The organism is Martelella sp. HB161492 (genome assembly GCF_013184775.1).
Taxonomy (GTDB): Bacteria; Pseudomonadota; Alphaproteobacteria; order Rhizobiales; family Rhizobiaceae; genus Martelella.
The window spans coordinates 148490-166049 of the sequence record NZ_JAATVV010000009.1; the positions used below are offsets into that span (position 1 = coordinate 148490).

15 protein-coding genes are annotated in these 17560 nt (G+C 59.6%); 7 read left to right on the forward strand and 8 right to left on the reverse strand.

Features of this window, described 5'->3' with window-relative positions; genetic code table 11:
* Positions 1-7: 7 nt before the first annotated feature.
* On the reverse strand, positions 8-985 hold the full coding sequence (trxB, locus tag HCK86_RS16070; RefSeq protein WP_176085496.1) for a thioredoxin-disulfide reductase: 978 nt from the start codon (positions 983-985) through the stop codon (positions 8-10).
* A gap of 225 nt (positions 986-1210) precedes the next feature.
* On the opposite strand from trxB, the gene HCK86_RS16075 reads away from it, so the two are divergent.
* The gene (locus HCK86_RS16075) at positions 1211-1675 is read left to right on the forward strand and encodes an Lrp/AsnC family transcriptional regulator (RefSeq protein WP_141148533.1); all 465 of its coding nucleotides are present in this window, start codon (positions 1211-1213) and stop codon (positions 1673-1675) included.
* Positions 1676-1766: 91 nt separating this feature from the next.
* Here the strand turns inward: HCK86_RS16075 and HCK86_RS16080 are convergent, their stop codons facing one another.
* Positions 1767-2912, reverse strand: coding sequence for a glycosyltransferase family 4 protein (locus HCK86_RS16080; RefSeq protein WP_176085497.1), 1146 nt, complete (start codon positions 2910-2912; stop codon positions 1767-1769).
* 143 nt (positions 2913-3055) lie between these two features.
* Between HCK86_RS16080 and HCK86_RS16085 the strand changes: the two genes are divergently transcribed.
* On the forward strand, positions 3056-3787 hold the full coding sequence (locus tag HCK86_RS16085) for a hypothetical protein (protein WP_348641087.1): 732 nt from the start codon (positions 3056-3058) through the stop codon (positions 3785-3787).
* A gap of 4 nt (positions 3788-3791) precedes the next feature.
* On the opposite strand, the gene HCK86_RS16090 is transcribed toward HCK86_RS16085, so the two are convergent.
* The 3 genes from HCK86_RS16090 to HCK86_RS16100 form a co-directional block, all read right to left on the reverse strand.
* Entirely contained in the window at positions 3792-4856 is a 1065-nt protein-coding gene (locus tag HCK86_RS16090) for a glycosyltransferase family 10 (RefSeq protein ID WP_246739632.1), read from the reverse strand.
* 53 nt (positions 4857-4909) lie between these two features.
* The gene (gene greA, locus HCK86_RS16095; protein ID WP_176085498.1) at positions 4910-5386 is read right to left on the reverse strand and encodes a transcription elongation factor GreA; all 477 of its coding nucleotides are present in this window, start codon (positions 5384-5386) and stop codon (positions 4910-4912) included.
* Between the two features lie 308 nt (positions 5387-5694).
* On the reverse strand, positions 5695-6858 hold the full coding sequence (locus HCK86_RS16100; protein WP_176085499.1) for a permease: 1164 nt from the start codon (positions 6856-6858) through the stop codon (positions 5695-5697).
* Positions 6859-7126: 268 nt separating this feature from the next.
* Here HCK86_RS16100 and HCK86_RS16105 point away from each other — a divergent pair, with 268 nt between their 5' ends.
* On the forward strand, positions 7127-8347 hold the full coding sequence (locus tag HCK86_RS16105) for an aminopeptidase P family protein (protein ID WP_176085500.1): 1221 nt from the start codon (positions 7127-7129) through the stop codon (positions 8345-8347).
* A 20-nt stretch (positions 8348-8367) separates the two neighbouring features.
* Here the strand turns inward: HCK86_RS16105 and HCK86_RS16110 are convergent, their stop codons facing one another.
* Positions 8368-8808: an SRPBCC domain-containing protein gene (locus tag HCK86_RS16110; RefSeq protein WP_176085501.1), complete on the reverse strand. Its 441-nt coding sequence runs from the start codon at positions 8806-8808 to the stop codon at positions 8368-8370.
* A 235-nt stretch (positions 8809-9043) separates the two neighbouring features.
* The gene (carB, locus tag HCK86_RS16115) at positions 9044-12526 is read right to left on the reverse strand and encodes a carbamoyl-phosphate synthase large subunit (RefSeq protein WP_176085502.1); all 3483 of its coding nucleotides are present in this window, start codon (positions 12524-12526) and stop codon (positions 9044-9046) included.
* 348 nt (positions 12527-12874) lie between these two features.
* On the opposite strand from carB, the gene HCK86_RS24230 reads away from it, so the two are divergent.
* The 4 genes from HCK86_RS24230 to HCK86_RS16130 all read left to right on the forward strand — a co-directional run bounded on the left by HCK86_RS24230 (position 12875) and on the right by HCK86_RS16130 (position 15910).
* Positions 12875-12997: a hypothetical protein gene (locus HCK86_RS24230; protein WP_281409612.1), complete on the forward strand. Its 123-nt coding sequence runs from the start codon at positions 12875-12877 to the stop codon at positions 12995-12997.
* Positions 12998-13110: 113 nt separating this feature from the next.
* Positions 13111-13788, forward strand: a complete 678-nt coding sequence (locus HCK86_RS16120; RefSeq protein ID WP_176085503.1) for a glutathione S-transferase — start codon at positions 13111-13113, stop codon at positions 13786-13788.
* An 85-nt stretch (positions 13789-13873) separates the two neighbouring features.
* The gene (locus HCK86_RS16125; RefSeq protein WP_176085504.1) at positions 13874-15268 is read left to right on the forward strand and encodes an MATE family efflux transporter; all 1395 of its coding nucleotides are present in this window, start codon (positions 13874-13876) and stop codon (positions 15266-15268) included.
* A 45-nt stretch (positions 15269-15313) separates the two neighbouring features.
* Complete coding sequence (locus HCK86_RS16130) at positions 15314-15910, forward strand: VC0807 family protein (protein WP_176085505.1); 597 nt, start codon at positions 15314-15316, stop codon at positions 15908-15910.
* Positions 15911-16191: 281 nt separating this feature from the next.
* Here HCK86_RS16130 and carA read toward each other — a convergent pair whose 3' ends face one another.
* Positions 16192-17400 (reverse strand): glutamine-hydrolyzing carbamoyl-phosphate synthase small subunit, encoded by a 1209-nt coding sequence (gene carA, locus HCK86_RS16135; protein WP_176085572.1) that lies wholly within the window; start codon positions 17398-17400, stop codon positions 16192-16194.
* Positions 17401-17560 lie beyond the last annotated feature (160 nt).

Below are 17560 nucleotides of genomic sequence, written 5' to 3' on the forward strand. Positions count from 1 at the left end.
TGTCCGTCTACTCCGCAGCGGCGAGCGTTCCCGCTTTTTGGGCAGTGAGGAAACGGTCCGCTTCCAGAGCTGCCATACATCCCATTCCCGCCGCGGTTACCGCCTGACGGTAGTTGTCGTCCGTAACATCACCAGCGCCGAAGACCCCTTCAATGCTGGTCTTCGTTGTGCCGGGCTCGGTCCAAAGATAGCCATTCGGCTTCAAGCGTAATTGATCCTTGACAAGATCAACCTGCGGAGCGTGACCGATGGCGACGAAAACGCCATCTGCCGCGACTTCACGGGTTTCGCCTGTCACGACATTTTTCAGTCGTGCACCGCTGACTGTCGCGGGCAGGGGAGGCACTGCACTGGAACCGAGAATTTCGTCAATGGCGTGATTCCAGATTACGCTTACATTCTCAAGCGCGAAAAGCCGTTCCTGCAGGATTTTCTCGGCCCTGAAGCTATCACGGCGATGAACGACCGTCACAGTTTTCGCGATGTTTGCGAGATAAAGCGCCTCTTCGACTGCGGAGTTGCCGCCGCCGACAACGATCACGTCCTTGTTGCGATAGAAGAAGCCATCGCATGTGGCGCAGGCGGAAACGCCGCCCCCCATGAAATGCTGCTCGCTCTCGATGCCGAGCCATTTGGCCTTGGCGCCGGTTGCCAGGATCACGGTATCGGCGGTCCAGGTAATGCCTGAATCCGTCGTTGCGACAAATGGCCGCTTGGAGAGATCAAGGCCGGTGACGATGTCATTGACGATCTCGGCACCGACATGTTCTGCCTGTTCCAGCATCTGGCTCATCAGCCAGGGGCCCTGAATGGGATCGGCGAAGCCAGGATAGTTTTCAACGTCGGTGGTGATCATCAGCTGTCCGCCCTGATCAAGGCCGGCAATCAGCACTGGTTTCAGCATCGCGCGCGCAGCATAGATGGCAGCGGTATATCCGGCGGGACCGGAGCCGATGATCAGCACGGGGCTGTGACGATCGGACATGTCAGTTCCTTTCAATGACACGTCTGCCCGGTCTGTGGCCGGCCAGCGCGTCCGTAAAATCTTTTCCCTCATTTATGGCTGCTCACCCCCAGCTTTCAAGGTGGTGATCTTCGCTACCAACAGAGCATTTCAGACAGTTGAAAGATTCATGCTTGTTGTTGTAATATTATTGCGCAAATCAAGGTGGCTACGATTCACCAATCTCACATCATGAAGGAACACGGTATGCGCGCCGATCTCGATGCGGTCGATCTGAAGATTTTGCGTGAACTGCAGCGCGACGGTCGTATCACCAATGTCGATCTGGCCGAGCGCGTTGGCATCTCCGCGCCGCCTTGTCTGCGCCGGGTTCGCCGCCTTGAAGAGGCCGGTATCATCGAGGGTTATCACGCCATGCTGAGCGCGCCGAAGCTCGGCTATGACCTTGTTGCTTTCTGCATGGTTGGCCTCAAGCACCAGTCGGAGGCTGAGCTCAAGGCTTTTTCCAAGGCGACCGATGACTGGCCGATGGTGCGTCAGGCCTGGATGACCTCCGGCGAAACCGATTTCCTCTTGCATTGCGTTGCCGAAAATCTGATGCAGTTTCAGGATTTCGTTATCGAAGTTCTGACCAGCCATGAACATGTCGACACGGTGCGGACCATGCTGACGATTCGCCAGGTCAAGAAGGTCGGTCTGGTCGCGCTCTGACTGCTTGAGACTGGATATTGGCCAGCCGGCAAGCGCCCGCTTTCCCGGGACGGCACGATGCGCGGTCAGGACCTCGCGGGAGGCCGACGCTTCAGGACGTCCGGTCCATACTCTCCTGAAGCCGCTGATAGGCGAGGAATTCCTGCTCCAGCATCGTCTGCGTGGTGAAATGCTTCAGCACATGGGCGCGGCCGGCTTCACCCATGCGCTGCCGTTCTTCCGGCGCATCCAGCAGATGGTCGATGGCTGATGCCATGGCTTCGGCATTGCGTGGCGGCACCAGCAGGCCGGTCACGCCGTCGATGACTGTCTCGAGGCTGCCGCCATGGGCTGTGGCGATGATCGGCCGGGCCATGGCCTCGGTTTCGATTGCCACACGGCCAAAGGCTTCCGGACGTATGGAGGCGGAAACGGCAAATTCGCTAGCAAGAAGCACTGCCGGAATATCGGAACGACTGCCGCACAATCTGACGCGGTCGGCAAGCCCGGTTTCGGCAATCAGGCTGTTCAGCGCATCGATGGTGGATTGCTGGCCGCTGCCGACAATGGCGAGGCGAGCATTGTCATGCCGGCTTTTCGCCAGCGCCTCGACGAGGAAGCGATGGCCCTTCCAGTCGGTGATCCGCCCGACAATGACGATCAGCGGCGCATCGGCTGTGCCGCCAAGCTCGCTGCGGACCCTGGCAACCGCCTCCGGCGCGAGCGCGTCCGGATCAAACTGTGCCGGTTCGACCCCGCGCGGGGCGACAATGATCTGGTCGGCCGGGTAACCGTAAACGGATATGATGTGGTCGCGGATGAATGCGGAATTGGCAACCACCAGCGGCCCTTTCAGCATGACACCGTTATAGATCCGTTTCAGCCGTCCAGAATGACCATAGACGCCGTGGAAGGTGGTGAGGAAACCGACCTTGCGCCGTGCCATGCGTGTTGCCCAATATCCCGCCCAGGCCGGCGCGCGGCTTCGCGCGTGCACAATATCGATCTCGTCTTTGTCTATGAGGGCGGCGAGTTTTCGCGCATTCTGCCAGATCGCCAGCGGCGACTTGGCGCCGACACCAAGGGGAATATGGCGGGCGCCGGCCTGTTCAACGGCCTCAACCAGCCGGCCGCCGGCGCTGACCACGACATTTCCGATGCCGCGCTGGCTGAGAAATGCTGCCATTTCAACGGTTCCACGCTCGACGCCGCCGTCGCCGAGCGCAGGCAGGATCTGCATGATACGGGATTTGAACATGGCATCACTCCAGAAACTCAGTGCTGAAGACGCCTATCAATGAGGCTCGTTCGAGGCAAGCATTCATACGTCTCGGATAAATATTGGCATTCCTGAAGCCGATGCGATATTGAACGGCGGTAATTCTAGATGGAGTGGCAAGCGTGCAGACCATCGTGTGCATGAAATGGGGAACGCGGTACCCCGCCGATTATGTCAACCGCATGTGGTCGGCGATCAAACGCAATACCGGGCGTGAGACCCGGCTGGTCTGCTTTACCGATGATCCAAGCGGCATTGATGCTGCGGTGACGACCTTTCCGCTGCCGGACATCACCATTCCCGAAATTCTTGCCTGGACGCCCTGGCGCAAGCTCTCGCTCTGGCAGGCGCCGCTCGGTGATCTTGAGGGCGACGTTCTGTTTCTCGATCTTGATATTGTCATCACCGGCAATCTCGACGATCTGTTCGATTTTGCCCCCGGAAAATACTGCGTTTGCGAGAACTGGACCCAGAAGGGAAAAGGCATCGGCAATACGTCGATCTTCCGCTGGCATGTCGGCCGAAACACGCATGTCTTCAATGATTTCAACGCCGACGGCTATCCGATCTTCCAGAAATACCGCATCGAGCAGACCTATATTTCCGATGTCGTCGATGACATGGTGTTCTGGCCCGAGGCGTGGTGCGTGAGTTTCAAGCATACGCTTGTTCCGGCCTGGCCGCTCAACTTCCTCAAGGTTCCGCCGCTGCCCGAGGGCACAAAGGTGGTGGCGTTCACCGGCAAGCCGGATCCCGATGAGGCCGCGATCGGCAAATGGCCGGCCGGTAAAGCCTGGAAGAAGCTCTACAAGCACGTCCGGCCGACGCCTTGGATTGACGAGAACTGGCGCTGAGACGTCAGCGGCGGATCATGTTCGCGATCCGGTTCTTCAATTGCAGCGTTTCGCGGAAAACGATATCGGCAAGGCTTGAGACCGGTGCGGCAATGCGCGCCGCGCGATGGGACTTCAGCTCTTTCACCGCAGGAATATAGGGGGGCGGCTCTGTGCTGGTGACGATATCGGTGATCCGCGTAAAGCAGTTATAGTCCTCGATCACCCGCCGGCGGGCTTCGATGATGGCTGGCAGCCGTTTCTCATATTCATGATCTGCGATTGCCGCCTTCATGATGGCGACCGCTTCGTCCGGCTTGCGGATATCGAGCGCGATGAAACTGTCCTCGGGAAAGTAATCGGCCGCATTCGGAGCGCCGAAATAAAACGGCAGCGACAGGCCGAGAAAGGCATCCGACAGCTTTTCGGTGATGTGGTGCTGCGCCACGTGATTCTCGATGGCGAGGTGATATTTGAACGGATCGAGCGCCTCGGCCTTGTCGCGCATGGGCCTGCGGCCGTGGCCGTAAACTTCCATCTCAGGCAGTGCCTTGGAGGCAAATTCGGTAAAGTCATAGCGCAGCCGGTGCAGCGTATGGCCCTGACGCTTCGTCGAGCATACCGTTGAAATCAGCTGGCTCTTTTCCGGAAAGCTGTTGGCGATCATATCTGCGGTTAGGGCCGTCTCGCCACCCGTCCCATAATACCAGAAAAGCCCGACCTGGCTCCAGATCCGCCCGTCATGCCGCAGGGCAAAGGGTTCCTGGCTGGTCAGAACATGGCCGAACTGGCGCAGGAAACTGCGGGAATAGATCCGGATGGCGCTTGGTTCGCTGGTCAGCAGAAGTGTGTTTGCCGGCGGGCAGGGAAGTTGTTCCGAGCGCCCCAGGCGCCGGTCCTGACTGTCGACGGGCAAATCGTCATAGACAACCAGCCAGTCATAGTCCGGCGCATCGCTGTCGAGAATAAACTGAACGCCCCTTGATTCCTCAAAGCCCCGACGCAGTTGCCGGGAGTAATTCTGCTGTGCCGCTTTCACCATCGGGCCGCGGACAACGAATTTGATGCGTATGGGGCGGTTGTCGTGCATGCTCAGAGTTGTTCAGCCAGCGGCAAAGGCGGCCTTTGGCCGCCAGTGACGATCTATTTCCAGAGAACTTCAAGAATTTCGTAGGAGCGGGCACCGCCCGGGGCGTTGACTTCAACGCTGTCGCCTTCTTCCTTGCCGATCAGCGCACGCGCGATCGGAGAGGAGATCGAAATCTTGCCTTCCTTCACGTCAGCCTCGAAATTGCCGACGATCTGATAGACCTTCTCATCGTCGGTTTCCTCGTCGACGAGCTTGACCGTCGCACCGAATTTGATCTTCGAACCCGACATGGTCGCGGGATCGACAATTTCCAGACGTGCGGTAACATCTTCCAGTTCGCCGATGCGCCCTTCATTATAGCTCTGGGCTTCCTTGGCGGCATGATATTCGGCATTTTCCGAAAGGTCGCCATGAGCGCGCGCTTCCGCAATTGCCTGAATGATGCGGGGACGTTCTTCCTGCTGGCGCCAGCGCAGTTCCTCGACCAGCTTGCCGGCGCCGCCCCTCGTCATCGGTACTTTTTCGACCATTTCAAATTCCTTTGGCCTATTGTTCTTGCGGCGGCGGGCAGGCTTTTCTCCCACGCCTGAAAACGCCGTTCGCTCTGTGTTCAAACTTTCCTCGGCCGCCAGATCGGGATGAAAGACAGCGCTTTCCTCGCCCTCTGAGGCACACAAAAAGAAACAGGTTCCAGAGCAAGAGCCCGGAACCAGTCTCAAATCACTGCGGAATCTATAACAGAAGCATGGCCGCGATTTCCAGATAATTCGTGGCGCGGCTTTGCGAATGCCGGTTATCCGGCGCGAAAAGCCCGGTTTTACGGGCTTTTCGCGGAGGATCAATGATGGTGATGGCCGGTTCCGCCGGTTTCGTGGTGGTGCATGTGATCATGATCTTGGTGCCCGGCATGGGCACCATTCCGGGCGATCCAGAAAAACCAGATGGCCGGGATTGCGAAGACGATATTCAGCCAGAATGTGTAGTCGATGCTGAAATGGGTCAGTTCCGTGCGAATGTCGGGCACAGTCTGCGGCACGAGGCCGAGAACGGAAAATGCGCCATCCATGACGATACCGGCGGCAACCATGGTGACAAACATGACGCCGGCGATATAGAGCGCCATCTTCCAGCCGAAATAGCGCCGATAGGCATCGATCAGCGGCAGGATGATCAGATCGGCATAGATGAAGGCAAGCACGCCGCCGAAGCTGGCGCCGCTTGAAAAGAGCACGGCTGCCAAGGGAATATTGCCGACTGAACAGACGAAGGTGAAAATGGCGATGACGGGCCCGAGCACGGCATTGACGGGAATTTGCAGCCAGGCCGGAGCATCGGTCAGAAACAGGCTTTGCCAGAAGCTGGTCGGCACGAAGGCGGACAGGAACCCGCCGATCAGGAAACCGATCAGCAGATCCTTCCACAGCATCGACCATTCCATGACGAAATTCTGGGCGATTCGGCTCGCTGCCTGGGGCTGCTTCAGCCGCGCGAGCAGGCTATCGCCCTGAAGCGGCTCCATGTGATGCTGGTGACCCTTGCCGGTTTCCTCGTGTTCACGGGCTGCCTTTTCAAGTGGTTTGGAGAGCGTGAGGCGAACAATGACCGTCATGATGACGATCAGCACAACTCCGCCGATCCACTCGCCGAGCATGAATTGCCAGCCGAGAAACAGAAGCAGGATGATGCCGAGCTCAAGGACGAGGTTGGTGGAGGCGAACAGAAAGGCGAGCGCATTGACGAGCGCTGCTCCCTTCTTGAACAGCGTGCGCATGATGGCGGCCGACGCATAGGAGCAGGATGAACTGGCGGCGCCGGCGGCTGTGGCAAGCGCGATCTCGCGGGGCGTTCCCCGTCCGAGACGTTTCTGCAGCGCCTCGGCCGGAACTGCGGCCTGCAGCACCGATGAGATCGTGAAGCCCAGGACCAGCGTCCAGCCGGTTTTCCAGGCCATGCCAAAGGCCATCAGCAATGCCTGGCCCAGATCGTGAAGGATGGTGTTCATTGGCTTCCCCTTTCCCGTTCAAGCCCCGATGGTGGGGAATTGTTCCCGCGCAGTCTTGAAAAAAGCGCCGGAAGCGGCACGACAGCGCATAAATGGCTCTTTACGGAGGTGGTTTGCCGAGATTAGCATGTTTGCGTTGCCGGTGCATCGATGGCGTCGTTTGCAAGAACCGGCCGCGCTCATCTCATGATGATGATGTGTCCTGCACGCCCGGACGTTAAACCGGGCTGATGGATGGATCCCGCCCGGTCTGGACGAGGATTTCTCCATGACAGATCTGCCCGAACGCCCCCGTTACTTTTCTCTGAGGAATGGTGACAGGGCCGCCTTGCCCTTCTCCCAGTCTGAATATGATCTCAGGCTCAAACGTCTGCGTGCCATCATGGCGCGGCACGATCTTGACGCCGTGCTGCTGACGTCGATGCACAACATCGCCTATTATTCCGGCTTTCTTTATTGCAGTTTCGGCCGCTCCTTTGGCTGTATCGTCACCATGGAGACCTGCACCACGGTTTCCGCCAACATCGATGCCGGACAGCCCTGGCGGCGCAGCCATGGCGACAACATCATCTATACCGACTGGCATCGCGACAATTTCTGGAGGGCCGTGCAATCCATTGCCGGTTCTGTCCGACGGATCGGCATTGAAGGCGACCACATGACGCTGTCGGCGAAGACGGCGCTCGAGGATGCCTTCGGCGCCATCACGCTTTTCGACGTGGCGCCCGAGACGATGCGCGCGCGCATGATCAAGTCTGCGGAAGAGATCGCGCTCATCCGTGCAGGCGCCCGCATCGCCGATCTTGGCGGCGCGGCGATCCGTGACGCGATTTGTGAGGGCGTCCGCGAAATCGACGTCGCGATCGCCGGACGGGATCAGATGGAGCTGGCGATCGCCGAAGCTTTTCCCGAGGCGGAATATCGCGACAGCTGGGTCTGGTTCCAGTCTGGCCTCAATACCGATGGCGCTCATAATCCGGTGACCGCGCGCCGGCTCGAGGCCGGCGATATTATGAGCCTCAACACCTTTCCGATGATTTCCGGCTATTACACCGCACTGGAGCGGACGCTTTTTCTCGGTGAGCCGGACGCGGCGTCACGGAAGGTCTGGGACATCAATGTCGCCACCCATGAACTGGGCCTGTCGCTGATCCGCCCCGGCATATCCTGCGCTTCGATCTGCGAGGAACTCAACCGCTTCCTGAAGCAGGAGGGCATGCTTCAATACCGCTCCTTCGGTTACGGACACTCCTTCGGCATGCTCAGCCACTATTATGGTCGCGAAGCGGGGCTAGAACTGCGGGAGGACATCGACACCGTGCTCGAGCCGGGCATGGTCGTGTCGATGGAGCCGATGCTGACCATACCCCAGGGCATGGCCGGCGCCGGCGGCTACCGCGAGCATGACATCGTCGTCGTCGGGGAGACCGGCGCCGAGGATATCACCGGCTTTCCCTTTGGGCCTGAGCACAATATCATCGCGGCATAAGGCAAGGCGGCTGCGTGGCCTCAGTCCGCCACCGTTTTGAGCAGGGATTCGAGGCGATCGAAGTTCTGCTCATTGGCAGCGCGCAACAGATGACTGATTGCCTCGTTTTCTTCGGTCCTGTCGAACAGCATGCGCCATGAGAGGCGCGTGCCGGCATCTTCATCGGTGAAACGCATTTCCAGGGTGAAGGCGTGGACCGGTTCATGATGGATCGCGCGGATAAACTGCCCGGCGACGACATCGGTGAACGACCAGCGATTGTCGAAATCGGTGCCGTTCGAGGCGGTCATGGTAATCAGCCAGCTGCCGCCGGGACGAAGATCAAAATCGGTGATGCTGTTGGAAAAACCGTGCGGTCCCCACCAGCGCTCCAGCATGTCGGGATCGGCAAAGGCTTCATAAAGCGTTTCGCGGGAAACGGGGAAGACCCGTTCATTGAGGATTTCGATCTTGTCAGTCATGGTGCCGGTATCCTGAAATTACAGGGACAAAAACGGCGGGCTCTCGCCCGCGTTCAGATTGCTGAGAAACCTTGCCCTCTATCCGTCGTCATCCCCGTGACAAGCACGGGGATGACGACGGATAGAGGGGCTGCTCCACCTCAAGCATGCAATATGAATGGCTTTGTCAACAGTATGAAGGCGGACTCTCGCCCGCCTTCATAGCGCGATATCGCGCATATATCAGTCTGACAGATCAGGCGTAGCTCTGCAGCGGCGCGACTTCGAGCTGGCCCTTCTTCAGCGCCCGGATCGCCTGGGCGGCGGCAAGTGCGCCGGACATGGTGGTGTAATAGGGCACCTTCTGGGTCAGCGCCGCGCGGCGCAGCGATTTCGAATCCGAGATCGTCTTGTCATTGCTGGTCGTGTTGATGACCAGCTGGACCTGACGGTTGCGGATCGCGTCCTCGATATGCGGGCGGCCTTCGCGAACCTTGTTGATCTTGATGGCGGCAATACCATTCTGCTCCAGGAAATCGCGGGTGCCGCCGGTCGCCATGACCTTGAAGCCCTCTTCGACCAGCAGCTTGATCGCCGGCAGAACCCGGGCCTTGTCTTCCTGCTTCACCGAAACGAAGACGCAGCCCTGACGCGGCAGGTCGACGCCTGCGCCCAGCTGGGCCTTGGCAAAGGCAATGGCAAAATCGCGGTCAAGGCCGATAACCTCGCCGGTGGAGCGCATTTCCGGGCCGAGCAGCGTATCGACGCCGGGGAACCGGGCAAAGGGGAAGACGGCTTCCTTGACGGCAATGTGATCAAGCGCGCGCGGATGCGGCTTCTCCCCATATTCGCCGATCGCGTCGTCGAGCACTTCGCCGGCCATGACGCGTGCGGCGATCTTGGCGATCGGCGCACCGATGGTCTTGGCGACGAAGGGAACGGTCCGCGACGCGCGCGGATTGACCTCAAGGATGAAAATCGTGCCGTCCTTGATGGCATATTGCACATTCATCAGGCCCTTGACGTTCAGCGCCAGCGCCAGTTCGCGGGTCTGTTCCTCAAGTTCATCAAGAATGGCGGGAGACAGCGTATGCGGCGGCAGCGAGCAGGCGCTGTCGCCGGAGTGGATGCCTGCTTCTTCAATATGTTCCATGATGCCGGCGATGAAGACGTTTTTGCCATCGCAAAGGCAGTCGACGTCCACTTCGGTGGCGTTGGTCAGGTAGCTGTCGAACAGAAGCGGGTTCTTGCCCAGCATCGTGTTGATCTGGCCCGTCTTGTCGTTCGGATAGCGCTGCTTGATGTCTTCGGTTACCAGTTCCGGTACGGTTTCCAGCAGATAGGTCGAAAGCCCGGCGTCATCATGGACGATCTGCATGGCGCGGCCACCCAGAACATAGGACGGGCGCACGACCAGCGGGAAGCCGATCTCGCCAGCGACGAGGCGCGCCTGCTCAACCGAATAGGCAATGCCGTTCTCCGGCTGGTTCAATTCGAGCTTGATCAGGAGTTTCTGGAACCGGTCGCGGTCTTCGGCGAGATCGATCATGTCCGGCGCGGTGCCGAGGATCGGAATACCGTTTTTCTCCAGCGCTTCGGCCAGCTTCAGCGGTGTCTGGCCGCCGAACTGGACAATCACACCGACCACTTCGCCGTCTTCCTGCTCGGCGCGCATGATCTCAATCACGTCTTCAGCCGTCAACGGCTCGAAATAGAGCCGGTCGGAGGTGTCGTAGTCGGTGGAAACCGTTTCCGGATTGCAGTTGACCATGATGGCTTCAAAGCCAGCATCCTTCAGCGCGAAGGCGGCATGGCAGCAGCAATAGTCAAACTCGATGCCCTGGCCGATCCGGTTCGGGCCGCCGCCGAGAATGACGACCTTCTTGCGATTGGAGATCTGAGCCTCAGAACGGGTGGCACCGGCAAAGGGCAGTTCATAGGTCGAATACATGTAGGCCGTCGGCGAAGCGAATTCGGCCGCGCAGGTGTCGATCCGCTTGAACACCGGGCGCACACCGAGCCGGTTGCGCAGCTGGGCAACTTCCTTCGGCCGGCCATGGGTGAGGCTGGCAAGCCGCTGGTCGGAAAAGCCCATCGACTTCAGCATGCGCATATTGTCCGCATCGTCCGGCAGGCCGTGGACGCGGAGCTTTTCTTCCATGTCGACGATGCCCTTGATCTGGGCAAGGAACCACGGGTCGATCTTGGAATGTTCGTGGACTTCTTCTTCGGAGAAACCAAGGCGGAACGCCTGGGCAACCATACGCAGGCGCTCCGGCGTCGGTGTGCCGATGGCGGCGCGTACGGCGTTGAAGGGCTCGCCGGTGTCGTAGCCGGGGATCTCGATCTCGTCGAGGCCGGTCAGACCGGTCTCCAGACCGCGCAGCGCCTTCTGCAGCGATTCCTGGAAGGTGCGGCCGATGGCCATGACCTCGCCGACCGATTTCATCGCCGTCGTCAGCGTATGTTCGGCACCGGGGAATTTCTCAAAGGCAAAGCGCGGGATCTTGGTGACGACATAGTCAATCGACGGTTCGAATGAGGCCGGCGTGGCGCCGCCGGTAATGTCGTTTTCAAGTTCGTCCAGCGTATAGCCGACGGCAAGCTTGGCCGCGACCTTGGCGATCGGGAAGCCGGTTGCCTTCGATGCCAGAGCAGAAGAGCGCGAAACGCGCGGGTTCATTTCGATGACGACCAGACGCCCATCCTTGGGGTTGACCGCGAACTGAACATTCGAGCCGCCGGTTTCAACGCCGATCTCACGCAGCACCGCAAGCGAGGCGTTGCGCATCATCTGGTATTCCTTGTCGGTCAGCGTCAACGCCGGTGCGACGGTGATGGAATCGCCCGTATGGACACCCATCGGATCGATATTCTCGATCGAGCAGATGATGATGCAGTTGTCCGCCTTGTCGCGAACGACTTCCATTTCATATTCCTTCCAGCCGAGGACTGATTCTTCGATCAGCACTTCGGTGGTCGGGGAGGCATCGAGGCCGGAACCGACAATCTCGAAGAATTCCGAGCGGTTATAGGCAATGCCGCCGCCCGTTCCGCCAAGCGTGAAGGAGGGACGGATAATTGCCGGCAGGCCGATCACGTCAAGCGCCTGGGCAGCAATCGCCATGGCATGGGCCATGTAACGCTGCTTGCGGTCGGTATTGCCGAGGTTCCACTTGTTTTCCAGCGCATCCAGCGCAGTGTCGAGAGCGTCGCCGGACAGCGTGGCCCGCAGTTCGGCGCGTTCGGCCTCGTGTTCCTGGCGATCCTTGTCCTTGATCTCGGTGGCATTGGCGAGCATCGAGCGCGGCGTTTCCAGCCCGATCTTGGCCATGGCCTCGCGGAACAGCGCGCGGTCCTCGGCCTTGTCGATGGCATCCGGCTTGGCGCCGATCATCTCGACATTGTAGCGCTCGAGAACGCCCATGCGGCGCAGCGACAGCGCGGTGTTGAGCGCGGTCTGGCCGCCCATGGTCGGCAGCAGCGCGTCCGGGCGCTCCTTGGCGATGATCTTGGCAACGACTTCCGGCGTGATCGGCTCGACATAGGTCGCATCCGCCAGACCCGGATCGGTCATGATCGTTGCCGGGTTTGAATTGACGAGGATTACACGATAGCCCTCGGCGCGCAGCGCCTTGCAGGCCTGTGCACCGGAATAGTCAAACTCACAGGCCTGGCCGATGACAATCGGCCCCGCGCCGATAATGAGGATGGACTTGATATCTTGGCGCTTTGGCATGGGTGCTTCCGTTTGTTCTCGTTCCTGCATCAAAAACCGGCACGGAGAACCGGCCGGCTTGAGCGTCGTCGCAAATTTCTAGGCTAGGAGGGCCTTATAGGCAAAACATTGCCCGAACGGAACCCCGAAAATGGCCGAAATTGGGGATTGGGCAGGCAAATGCCGAACCGAAGCGTATCGGATCGGGACTGAAACCGGGCGACTTTCCGTGAAAGTCGGATCTGACAAGCCTTGCGGCAAAGGGATGTGCAGACTTGATCTGCGTGAAAAGAATCACATTTTGCCAAATCACAAATGAACCAAATCACCGCCAGCTACGTTTACAGAGCAAACAAGAGGAGTAACAACATGATGGAATATCTGCCTCTCATCGCTTTTCAGTCGCTGTTTGCCGCGGCCGGCCTCGGCGTCCTCTACCGCATCGTCGCAACGAAAAACGCCGAAGCGGGGCGCGCGCGCCACCTGCGCTGATCCCGCATGCGCTATCGCATGGCAGGTCTTTCCGGCCTGCCATTTTTCTCGGCTTGACGCGAAGGCATCATCATCCCATCTCAGCCTCACCTGACCATTGAAGGTTTCGCGTCATGCTCCTTGTCCATTATCTCGAAGATTCCCGTGCGCACCGCATTCTCTGGCTGCTGGAGGAGCTTGGTGTTGACTACAGCATTCGCGTCTATCGTCGCGGAGAGGATATGAGCGCCCCGGATGAACTCAAGCGGGTGCATCCGCTCGGAAAGTCGCCGGTGATCGAGGATGGTGACCGTGTCATTGCCGAGAGCGGCGCAATCGTCGAATATCTGCTTGATACCTATGGGATGTCCTCCGGTCTCAGGCCGGCTGCCGGATCTGAAGCGCTGCAGGATTACCGCTACTGGCTGCATTATTCGGAAGGTTCGGCCATGCCGCTTCTGGTGATGAAGCTCGTCTTTCTGAAATTGCCGGAGCGCGTGCCATTCCTGATGCGGCCTGTGGTCTCTGCTGTGTCACGCGGGGTGATGAAGGCGCTGACCGATCCGCAGCTCAAGGCGCATGGGGCCTTCTGGGAAGAGACGCTCGATCGCAGGGGCTGGTTTGCCGGTGACGGTTTTTCCGCGGCCGATATCATGATGAGTTTTCCTGTTGAGGTCGGCATGGCGCGGGTGCCTTTTGAAAGACGGCCGCAGGCCGTCCTGTCGTGGCTGGCGGCCATTCACGCGCGGCCCGGCTATCGCCATGCGATCCAGCGCGGCGGCGCCTATCGCTATGGGACGAAGGCAGAGTAGCTTTCGCAACAGAAAGAGGATATGGGAGGAGGCCGCTCGGGCCCCGATATTGCCTGGCCCCTGCGTGTCAGTTTCAGGTGCTCTCATGTCTGTCACAATGCCTCCTGCGCAAGCAGCCGGTCATTCGTGGTCTCGCCATTTTCGCGAAACGCTTTCCCTTGGTATCCCGCTTATCGGTGCGCAGCTTGCCCAGCAGGGCATCAACACCACCGATATTGTCATTCTGGGCCAGTTGAGCGCGATCGATCTCGCCGCCGCTGTTATTGCCACCCAGTATTTCTTCACGCTGTTCATCTTCGGCTGCGGTCTGGCGATCGCGGTGATGCCGATGGTGGCCCAGGCCTATGGGCGGGGCGATGAAGTGGCCGTCAGACGGTCACTGCGCATGGGCATGTGGGCATCGATTGCCTTCGGCCTCATGGTGCTGCCGCTGTTCTGGTATTCCGAGCCGATCCTGTTGGCCATCGGTCAGGAGCCGGATGTGGCGGCAAGGGCAGCGATCTATTGCCGTATCGTCGCCTTTGCGATGTTTCCGGCGCTGCTGTTCAATGTGCTCAGAAGCCTTGTCAGCGCCACGGGCCGGGCCGGTATCGTGCTCTGGGCAACGATCCTGATGCTGCTTTTGAATGCGGCACTCGCCTATATCGTCGTGCTTGGGCATTTCGGTCTGCCGCGTTTCGGCATTGCCGGCGCTGCCGTGGTTGCCTTCTCCGTGCAGCTTGCCGGCTTCCTGTTCCTGGCGATCTATATTGAGCGCGATGCGGAAATGCGGCGCTATCAGCTTTTCGTCCGCTTCTGGCGGCCCGACTGGGGTGCCCTGCGCGAAGTCGTGGCGCTCGGTCTGCCGATCGGTGTTGCCGTTCTCGCCGAGGTGTCGATGTTCACCGTCGCTTCGCTGATGATGGGCCGTTTCGGCGCCATTCCCCTTGCCGCCCACGGCATAGCCATGCAGCTTGCGGCGATCACCTTCATGGTGCCGCTCGGCCTGTCTCAGGCCGGCACCGTGCGGGTCGGCGTGTTTCACGGGCAGGGGGATTTTGCCAATCTGAAGCGGGCCGCCATTGCCGTTGTCGTGCTCGGCCTTTGCTACGCCATGATCGGCACCATGGCTTTCGCCTTTCTGCCCGCACAGCTCGCCAGCCTGTTCATCGATACCAAGCTGCCCGAAGCCGCCGCCGTCATCGCCTATGCCGTGCCGCTGATCATCATTTCCGGCTTGACGCAGCTGGTCGATGGCACGCAGACGATGATGAGCGGTCTTTTGCGCGGGCTGAAGGATACGCGCATACCGATGGTTCTGGTGCTGATTTCCTATTGGGGCATTGGTCTCGGCTGTGCATTTGTTCTGGCATTTCCGTTTGATCTCAAAGGGATAGGCATCTGGATCGGCTTCATGTTCGGTCTTGCGTCCGCGGCTGCGATGCTTGCCGCGCGCCTTTTCATTCTGCTGCGGCGCGAGCGTAACGCGCTTGTTGCCTGAGGTCTGTGTCGCGGCTAATCTCGGCGCTCTGATGGGAGGATAACGATGCGTAACGACATCATCTTCGGGGCTTTGCTACCCTATCTGACCTTTGTGCTCGGTCAGCATTTCGGATTGTCGGTCGTGCATGCGCTGGCGCTCGGATCCCTGTTTCCGATTGCGACGATCATCGTGTCCTATGTCGTCAGCCGCCGGATCGCCGCTGTCAGTATCATCACGCTTGCTGCAGCGCTGGCCTCGCTGGCGGGCAGTCTCTGGTTCAACAGCGCCTATCTGGCGTTGTTGAAGAATTCGCTGATTACCGGTCTGATCGGGCTTGTCTTTCTCGGTTCGCTGTTTGCGCCGCGTCCGCTGATCTTCTTTCTCGCCGCCGAGGGAAACCGGGAGAAGCAGGAAAAATACGAAGGCTTCTGGCAGACCCGTCCCGGCTTCCGCCGCACCATGCGGGAAATGACGGGCATCTGGGCGGCCGTCCTGCTTGGTGAGGCTATCCTGCGGGCGGTTCTGATCCCGCTTCTGCCGATCGATATTTTTCTGGTTGTCAGTGAGGTGATGTGGATTGCCGTTTTCGCCGGCATGATGACCTGGAGCATCCGCTACGGCAAACGCCGGTCGAAACAGCTCGAAGATCAATCTTCATGAAAAAGGGCGCCAAAGCGGCGCCCTCAGGCTGCTGACAAAGCCATTCAGATTGCCTGTTTGGGGTGGTGTAGCCGCCCCCTCTGTCGTCATCCCCGTGCTCGTCACGGGGATCCCGGCTCTTCTGGGCATTGGATTATAAGAGTCTTTCGCCGCGCGGACGCGCGTCGGCTGGATGCCTGCGACAAGCACAGGCATGACAACAGCAAAAAGGGGGCGAGGTTTGCCTGCAGTCTGAGGGCGCCAAAGCGGCGCCCTTCCTCAATTCACGGATCTGTCAGGCTTCAGGCGCGCTCGGAAAGAAGGGCCTCGCCCTTCTGTTCGCGCACCATGTTGATGAAGCGGCGGAAGAGGTAGTGGCTGTCCTGCGGGCCGGGGGAAGCCTCGGGGTGATGCTGGACCGAAAAGACCGGCTTGCCGACAAGGCGAAGGCCGCAGTTCGAACCGTCAAACAGCGAGACGTGGGTTTCTTCCACGCCATCCGGCAGAGAAGCCTTGTCCACGGCAAAGCCGTGATTCATCGACACGATCTCGACCTTGTTGGTGGTGAAATCCTTGACCGGATGGTTGGCGCCATGATGACCCTGATGCATCTTCACCGTGGTGCCGCCAAGCGCCAGTGCCAGCATCTGGTGACCGAGGCAGATGCCGAAGACCGGCAGGCCGCTGTCGATCAGCGCACGAATGACCGGAACCGCATATTCGCCGGTTGCTGCCGGGTCGCCGGGGCCGTTGGACAGGAAAATCCCATCGGGCTTCAGCGCCAGGATGTCTTCGGCCGAGGTCTTGGCGGGAACCACCGTGACCTTGCAGTCCAGACCGGAAAAGAGACGCAGGATATTGCGCTTGACGCCGTAGTCGATGCAGACGACGTGATAGGCCGCATCCGTGTCTTCAAGGTTGCCATAGCCTTCGTTCCAGACCCAGGGCTTTTCGCGCCACTGCGAGGACTGGCCGGAGGTCGCCTCGATCGCCAGATCCAGACCTTCAAGGCCGCTCCAGGCTTTGGCTTCCGTCTTCAGCGCTTCGATATCGAAATGGCCGGAAGGATCGTGGGCGATCACGGCATTCGGCGCGCCATGTTCGCGGATCCAGGCCGTCAGCGCACGCGTATCGATGCCCGAAAGGCCGATAATGCCACGTGCCTTCAGCCACTGGTCGAGATGCTCGCTGGCGCGATAATTCGACGGCTCCGTAATATCGGCCTTGAAGATCGTGCCGACCGCGCCGCGTCGTGCGGCCGGTGTCAGGTCTTCGATATCTTCGGCATTGGTGCCGACATTGCCGATATGGGGAAAGGTGAAAGTGACGATCTGCCCGAGATAGGAGGGATCGGTGAGGATTTCCTCATAGCCGGTGAGGGCAGTATTGAAGCAGACTTCCGCCTGCACCCGGCCCGTCGCGCCCATTCCCTTGCCGTAGATAACCGTACCGTCTGCGAGAACCAGTACGGCGGTTGGCTTGTTGATCGTCCATGCGGATTGGCTAGTCATCATCGTCCTTTGCGCTTCCAGCTTATCCTTGCCGCTTGTTCTTTGCGGTGCGGATCGCCATATATTGGCCGCATGATCAGGGGCGTCCGGCTGCTTTTGCAGCGGCGCGTGGCAAACACGACCAATTCTGATGCGGTTGCCGGAAAATAGTCAAACCCGG